Annotated in this window: 3 protein-coding genes; all 3 read right to left on the reverse strand. The window is 70.7% G+C overall.

The features are described from left to right. Positions 1 to 214 (reverse strand): hypothetical protein (locus PKE44_RS13260; protein WP_324551964.1); only part of this gene is annotated, 214 nt, incomplete at its 3' end. A 20-nt stretch (positions 215 to 234) separates the two neighbouring features. Continuing rightward, positions 235 to 6,150, reverse strand: a complete 5,916-nt coding sequence (locus PKE44_RS13265; protein WP_324551966.1) for a DEAD/DEAH box helicase — start codon at positions 6,148 to 6,150, stop codon at positions 235 to 237. 43 nt (positions 6,151 to 6,193) lie between these two features. Next, positions 6,194 to 6,534, reverse strand: a 341-nt coding sequence (locus PKE44_RS13270; protein WP_324551968.1) for a hypothetical protein, incomplete at its 5' end; no start/stop codon positions are given.

The raw sequence follows: 6,534 nt of genomic DNA on the forward strand, positions 1-6,534 counted from the left end.
CAAGCTCGGCGTGCTGCTGTTCTTTCTGGTGCCGGGGATCGCGCTGAAGCTCTGGGGCTGAGGCGGCAGGGACAGGGGCGTCGGGCCGCCTTGCCCGCCGGCTGCGCGGCATGTCGCCGCCACCGGGAACGCCGTCGCTCCCGTCCTGCCGGCCACACCGGATCGCTTCGCTTTCCAGTCCATCGCCCTTGTCAAGGAAGCGCCAGGCATTCATGCACTTGCGTGTGATCGGTCTCAGTCTTCGATCAGGTATCGGTACACCTTCGTGGCGCGGGCCGGGTCCATCAGGTAATCGATGCCGCCGGACAGGTCGTAGCGAACCGTGATGCGGATTCCGGAGTCGTCGATGCAGACCGCATCGAGCCAGCGATCGTGGCTGCGCTTGCCGCCGCGATAGCTTTCGACCTTCACGTCCAGCGGAGCGCCCGGCAGCACGGGCCGCAGCGCCTGGAGGGCGGCCTGGCGGGTGGCCTCGGTGCCGCGATGGCGCTCGTCGTGGCGGTTCAGCTCGCGGCAGACGACTTCGAGCCGGTCGATGCCGTCACTGCAGTCCCGGACCCGGTTCACGCAAGCCGCGAGGGCTTCGAGCTGGCGCTGTTCGGCGGCGCAGTAGGGGTCATGGATGCGCAGGACGCCGATCCGGTGTCCGGCGAGCACCGCGAACAAGGCCTTGAAGTCGCGGGCCTGATGCGCTTCGTAGGCCCAGCGCTCGATCGGCAGCAGAGCCTGGAACCTGTCCGCGCTGCAGAACCGGCTCTGGCGACGCAAGGTCTGGAGGGTGCTCTGCAGGCCGGCGTCCACGGGCTGGCGGTAGACGGGCTCGGGCAGCAGCGTATCGAGCAGCGGCTGTTCCGGCTGCGCGGTCAGGATCGCTGCCGCAGCGCCGGCCTCGGGCCGGCATAAGCGGGGCAGGGTCTGCAGGTCTGCATCCTGCGGCAGCTTGGCGATGCGCAGCCGCCCGTCCGCGAGCCAGGGCTGCAGGTGCAGCAGGGTCTGGCGTTCACGGGCGGTCGAACCCTTCAGCGGTGTGCGCGGCAGCCGGCGCAGGAACAGTTCGATACGCGTGCCCTCCACCAGCCGGCGCAACAGCCAGTCGCGGGCTTCGTCATCGGCGGTTTCGGCATCGAGCGCATCGGCGCACAGCAGCAGCGTACCGCCGGGGCCGAGCAGCGTGTCGAGCTGCGCGAGGTTCGGCGTCGGCCAGCACACGGCGCCACGCGCCGTCCAGGGATCCGGGCCGGTCTCATCGAGCAGGGTCGCGAGCCAGTCGCGTACCGCGTGCCGGTCGAGGGCGTCCCAGTGCATCTGGTTCGAGTAGTCGCACAGACAGGCCGTGCAGGCGCTCGCGCAATCGCGCGGACAGTCGAGCCGCACCAGTGCGGCCTGCAGCAGCGCGCGGATCGTGTGTTCCTGCGCCAGCCGCACGCAATAGCCGGCACCGCCGGCCACGGCGTCGTAGAGCACGAACTCGGCGCGGGCGCCGCGCAGCCGGTACACGGCACGCAGTTCCTGATGCTGGATCTCCAGCAGTCCGGCGGCAGCGAAACGCAGCGCTTCGGCCAGTGTGCGGGCGCTGGCTTCCAGTGCCTGTCTGGGCAAGAGCTCCGGACACTCCTTCGGCGCCAGCGGCAGCGCACAGCGCAGCAGCAGCACGTCGGTGTCGAATTCGTGCGCGAGATCGACCGGCTTCAGCGAATTTTCGTACGCGCAGGCTTTGCCGCTCAGCGGATCATCGTGCTTGCGTTTGGCCGGTTTCAGACTGACGGCCGGCTCGGCGTGGAAGCACCACGGGCAGTGCAGGTAGCCGTGGCTGTGCGGGCCGCGGTTGACGATGAACAGCCGGCCGCTGCCGGCATCGGCCTCGTGCGGCTGGGCACGCAGCAGCGCCCGGCGCAGCAGCGGGTGATCGGTCGCCTCGTACTGGCTCTCGCGCGGGATCGTGATCAGCCGGGCCTCGTCGGCCGGGCGCGAGCGCCGCCGCGTGCTGCCGGGGTCCTTGCCGTTGCGCTCGGTGTAACTGGTCGTGAAGCCGCGCGGGCGCAGGTAGGCGTGGACCTGCCTGTGGCTCTCGCCGCTGCCGCAGTGGCTGCAGCGTGCCGGGACGTCCTCGCGTGCGATCGCTGCATCGACGTGATGGCAGTCGGGGCAGGCGACGTAGTACTCCTCGGGCATGAACTGCTTCGGATAGCGCGCGAGCGCGGCGCTGGTCCAGATGCGGCCGTTGGCGACGACCTCGGCACCGGGGGCGTATTCGCTGATGCCGAGGCTGGCGTCGCGGCTCAGCGCCACGTCGCTGCCCTGGCCCGGATAGTTCTGCTGCTGCTGTTCGCGCACGACTTCCAGGTTCAGCGAATGCACCGGGAAGCTGTAGGTCGGGATCAGGCTGCGCGCCGAGCACTGATCGACGATGAACTGCCCGAGGTATTCCTCGGCGAGCCGCACCCAGCGCTGCTGCTGGGCGAGGCCCTTGCTGGTCGTGCTGCCGGCGCTTTCGAAAGCCTCGCGGCGCTTTTCCTCGTAGAGCTGCCAGCGCTCGTGGACTTCCTGCGCGAATTCCAGCAGCCGCTCGCGGGCGTGCTCGCGCAACTGCGGGCCGGCCAGACCGAGGTGCTGCAGGCCGTCGGGCAGGCGCTGCGTGAGTCGGGTCGCCTCATCAAGCGCCGATCGGCCGTCTTCGCCTTCGAGCCAGTGGGCGAGCGTTCCGTCGAAGGCTGCGCAGGCCGCGGCATCGAAGGGATCGGCGAACAGATCCTTCAGCTCGGGCGCGTTCTTGTCGGTTCTGGCGATGCGTGCGCGCAGGAAGCCGCCGAGCACGATGCCGAGCTGGTGGCGCCGGAACAGTTGCGCATTGTCGAGCAGCAGCGACGGCACCGGCGCGCTGCGACCGAGATAGTCCGGAAAATCGCGGAACATCGCCTGGTCGTACTGGGCGTTGCGGGCGACCGTCACGCAGAAGGGCGCGGCCTGGGCGCGCCGGCCGGCGCGGCCGGTGCGCTGCTGGTAGTTGGCGATGCCCGGCGGCACGTCCAGGTTGACGACGGCTTCGAGGTCGCCGAGATCGACGCCCATCTCCATCGTCGTCGTGCAGCTCAGCAGGTTGACGCTGCCTTCGGCGAACTCGCGTTCGATCTGCTCGCGCAGCCCGGTCGACAGCGATGCGGTGTGCTCGCGCGCACGCACGGTGCCGGCGCCGCCATCGAGGTAGCGGGTGATGTAGTGGTTTTCGGCATTCAGCGCGTCGCGCTCGCCGGCGTCGAGCGGCCGGGTTTCGCCGTTGCAGCCGTAGGCCGTGCAGCGCCCGGCGATCGCGGTCAGCTGCATCAGCCCGCAGCGGCGGCAGACGTGCAGTGGCTGCTGCAGCGCGCTGCCAAAGCGCAGCGCATGCACATCGAGGCCATGGCCGCCATCGGGCAGGCGCACCAGCAGCTTCACGCGCTCCAGTTCACTCCAGACGCGCCCGAGGAATTCGATCGCCGCGTCGCGCGGCCAGCCGAGCTGGTTGACGAGGTAGTGCGTGCGCCGGTTGTGCCGGCGGCTGCCCTCGGCCGGCAGCCAGCCGTGCAGCTTGCGGTCCTTGTCGCGGTACAGCGCGAAGGCGCGGTGGCTGGCGTAGTTCGCGCCCCAGAGCCAGGCGTTCTTCATGTCGATGCCGTCGAGTCCGCCGATCGCCTTTTCGCGACGCACGGTTTCGAGCAGGAAATCCAGCAGCCCCGGCAGTCCGGCCTGCTGGGCTGCCGGCACCAGTGCCTGCACGCTGCGTGCAATCCGGTCGAGGGCTTGCGGATCGACCTGCACGCTGACCAGGCCGAGCGCTTCGAGCGAATTGCGCCGTCCGCCCGGCGTGCAGAATTCGGCGGCGACCAGGCCGGTCAGCAGGTCGCTGAAGCGCTCGCCGCTTTCCAGCAGCCGGCCGTTCTCATCGAGCAGCAGCGGCAGGCCGGCCCGGCGCCAGTGCTTGGTGACGGCATGCACGAGGTCATCGAGGTCGCGCGCATCCTCGCGTTCATGACAGTCCTTCAGCGCCTGACAGAGACCGGTGCGCAGCGCCTGTTCGCTGGCCGTGCGTTCGAAGTACGGCGCGAAGAAGGCCGCGTTCTGGCGGTTGTCGGAGAAGGTCAGCAGCTTGCGCCCGCCCATCGGCAGGCGCCGGCCGTCGGTGCGCTCCGGCAGTGCCTCCAGCACCTGCTGCACGACGACCGAACCGAGCGCCTCGTCGCCGGGATGCATGCGCGTGACGATCTCGGCATCGGCCGCACCGGTGCGTCCGCCACAGGCCGGGCAGGTCTGCACGTAGTGCGCGCGCTCCTCCTGGTCCTCGACCGTCGTGATCTCGTACAGCGTCACGCTGCCGCCGGCGCTTTCCAGCCCGGTCTGCGGGTCGATGCGCCGCGTCGTCCACAGGCCGGCCGGGGTTCCGGATTCTTCGGGGCCGTCCAGCTCGTCGCTCTCGTCGGCGGTGCGCACGTCCGGCGGCGAGCCGAGCCAGAACACGCGCCGCTGCACCTTGCTCTCGCCGCCGGCCGGGCGGCGGTGGTGCAGGCGGGCGGAGTGCGCGTCGTGGAAGCCTTCGATGTACGGCTGGCCGCATTTGCGGCAGACCAGCAGCGGGTAGTACAGGCCGTGCTCGTCGCGATGCGTGCGCCGCACCGTCAGCGCGGCCCAGCCCTCGGGGGCCTGCGCATCGAGACGCACCGCGATGCCCTCGATGCCGTTGACGGCCAGGTGATAGCGCGCCGGCAGCAGCGGGAAGGCGTCCGGCCCGCTGCGGGCGAGCATGCCGAGGTGGATCACGGCACTGAGGGCGGTACTGCAGAGCGTCTCGTCATCGGCCTCCGGCAGACCGGCGAAGGTATCGCGGGCGAGCTGCGTGAAAGTCTGCACGCCGCCGCGATCGAGCCGCTCGGCGACCCGGCGCAGTTCGCGGTTGCCGGCGAAGGCCGGCACCAGCGCCGGCGCGAGTGCGCTGCGGTCGGCGGCGGACAGCCGATCCGCCAGCGCTGCCGGCAGGCCGGCTTCCCGGATTTCCGCGCGCCAGTCCCCGACACCGGGTTCCGGCAGCGCCGCCAGCCGGTCCAGCACCGGCGCCAGCGCCGTCCAGACCCGGGGCGACAGCGAAAACGGTTCATTCGCCGGGTCGGTGAGCGCCGTATGCACGATGCGCCGGCCGCGCACGACGCGCTGGAGCGGCTCGTCGAGCAGCTCGCTCGCGAAACGCCGGATGCAGACTTCGGCAGCCTCGCCTTCCGGCAGGCTGGCGCTGGTGCCGAACACCTGCAGCCGGCGCTCGAGGCCGAGCCGGTTCTTGAGCTTGCGCAGCAGGAAGGCGACCTCGGTGGCCTGTGCGCCGCTGTAGGTGTGGATCTCGTCGAGCACGATGCACTGCAGCGCGTCCTGTGCGAACAGCGGTGCGTTGCGCGGCAGCAGCAGCAGGTGTTCGAGCATCGCGTAGTTGGTGATCAGGATCTTCGGCGGCGCGGCGAGCATTTCCTCGCGCGTCAGCCGCCAGTGCGCCGGGATTGCACCGCCGAGGGCGGTCATCAGCCGGTCGTTCTCGCGCAGCCGGCTTTCCTCTTCGAAGCGGCGGGTATGGGCGCGGATCTGGGACGTGAAGCGGCCGAAGCTGATGCCGGCCGCACCGAGCAGATGCCCGAACAGCGGCGCGATGCGGTAGTAGAGCTGGTCGTTGGCCAGCGCATTCATCGGGTAGATCAGCAGGCAGCGCACGCCCGGGCGCTGCGGCTCGGGGTCATCGAGCAGGCGCTGCACGAGCGGATACAGAAAGCATTCGGTCTTGCCCGAACCGGTGCCGGTGGCGACCAGCAGGTTGTCGCCGTCGCGGCAGGCCAGCTCCAGCGCCTGTTCCTGATGCCGGTGCAGCGGCCGGTCGAGCAGGGCGGCCGGCAGCGCGCCGAAGCCGTCGTGCAGATAGCCGCCGTTGCCGCGCAGCAGCGCCCGCAGCGGCCGGCCCTTCTCGAAGTCCGGCAGCGCCTCGACGTACGGCCCCTGCACCAGCGTCTGCGCTGCGACCTGCTCGCGCACCTCGCGGCGCAGCTCGGGGTAGCGGCGGCTGATCGGCAGCGTGGTCGGGATGTAGCGGCGCAGCGTCGCGTTCAGCGCATCGTGCAGGCGACGCGGATTGGATTCGCTCATCGGGCAGGCTCCGAACAGAGGAAGTGTCCAGCCGTGGCCGGGATCAGTGCTGCGGGGTGGTCGCCGCCGACCAGGCGGGCACGCCGTCGGCCAGATCGGTCGACAGCGCCAGTTCCCACAGCAGCAGGTAGAACGCGAACAGCTCGCGACCGGCGGCGAGCAGCCAGCCGAGGGCGGCCTGACGCTGGTCGGGTGCGGTATCCGGCAGGCAGCAGGCGAGCTGCCGCGTGCCGCGCGCCAGCGTGCCGGGCACGCGTGCCTCCAGCCGGCAGGCGCCGGCGTACAGCGCCAGCGCGTGCGCGAGGACATCGAGGGTGTCCTCGGTGCCCGCCTGCTCGTCCGGGACGGCAGCCGGTGTGCCGAGCACCGGCTGCCGTCCCGGAC

Source organism: Plasticicumulans sp., from assembly GCF_035331805.1.
GTDB lineage: Bacteria > Pseudomonadota > Gammaproteobacteria > Competibacterales > Competibacteraceae > Plasticicumulans.